General features: G+C 43.8%; 2 tRNA genes and 2 rRNA genes. All 4 read left to right on the top strand.

Going from position 1 to position 1,170, the window contains the following annotated elements:
* Nucleotides 1-114 (top strand): 16S ribosomal RNA (locus CZ809_RS20630); the annotation flags it as partial.
* Between the two features lie 73 nt (nucleotides 115-187).
* Nucleotides 188-264: transfer RNA gene (locus tag CZ809_RS20625), tRNA-Ile, on the top strand.
* 44 nt (nucleotides 265-308) lie between these two features.
* A tRNA-Ala gene (locus CZ809_RS20620) sits at nucleotides 309-384 on the top strand.
* 312 nt (nucleotides 385-696) lie between these two features.
* A 23S ribosomal RNA gene (locus CZ809_RS20615) occupies nucleotides 697-1,170 on the top strand; the annotation flags it as partial.

Below are 1,170 nucleotides of genomic sequence, written 5' to 3'. Positions count from 1 at the left end.
CCAGAAGTAGATAGCTTAACCTTCGGGAGGGCGTTTACCACGGTGTGGTTCATGACTGGGGTGAAGTCGTAACAAGGTAGCCCTAGGGGAACCTGGGGCTGGATCACCTCCTTACCTAAAGACTTATACTGTTTTATGCAGTGTCCACACAGATTGCTTGGTTAAAATGTAGAACGTAAAAAGACTTGGGTCTGTAGCTCAGGTGGTTAGAGCGCACCCCTGATAAGGGTGAGGTCGGTGGTTCGAGTCCACTCAGACCCACCACTTTTTCTCCCAGAAAAAGTGATGGTATAGTCTTTTAAATCGTTGGGGTTATAGCTCAGCTGGGAGAGCGCCTGCCTTGCACGCAGGAGGTCTGCGGTTCGATCCCGCATAGCTCCACCACTTTCTAAATATATTCAAAGTAATGAATGTGATTAGAAAGTGGTTATCTAACGATGATTACATGTTCTTTAACAATCTGGAAAGCTGACTAGTAAATTTAATCGAAAGATTAATTTTAAAATGTTTTTATTCTTTGAATAAAAACGAGTTCTCAAAACAACACACATTCAAGTGTCTTGATTTTGTTTTTACTTTTTAAAGTGAAGACAAATAAATGAGTCCGGCGAAAAACCAATGTTTAATATTTTCTTGATCGGAGTATTAAACGCAAACCTTGGTTGTTTGAACATACAAGACCTCTTGGGGTTGTATGGTTAAGTGACTAAGCGTACACGGTGGATGCCTTGGCAGTCAGAGGCGATGAAGGACGTATTAACTTGCGATAAGCCCAGATTAGGCAGTAAAAGCCTCTTGAGTCTGGGATTTCCGAATGGGGAAACCCACTTGCATAAGCAAGTATCATTAACTGAATACATAGGTTAATGAGGCAAACCGGGGGAACTGAAACATCTAAGTACCCCGAGGAAGAGAAATCAACCGAGATTCCGGTAGTAGCGGCGAGCGAAACCGGATTAGCCCTTAAGCTAGTTCTGCGTTAGGTGAAGGTTCTGGAAAGTTCCGCGATACAGGGTGATAGCCCCGTAACCAAAAATGCATTATTAGTGAAATCGAGTAGGACGGGACACGTGATATCCTGTTTGAACATGGGGGGACCATCCTCCAAGGCTAAATACTCCTGACTGACCGATAGTGAACCAGTACCGTGAGGGAAAGGCGAAAAGAACC

Origin of the sequence: Photobacterium piscicola (assembly GCF_900166965.1) — a bacterium.
Lineage (GTDB): Bacteria > Pseudomonadota > Gammaproteobacteria > Enterobacterales > Vibrionaceae > Photobacterium > Photobacterium piscicola.
Note: the sequence above shows the minus strand (reverse complement) of the source record. Positions and strands in the feature narration are given on the sequence as shown.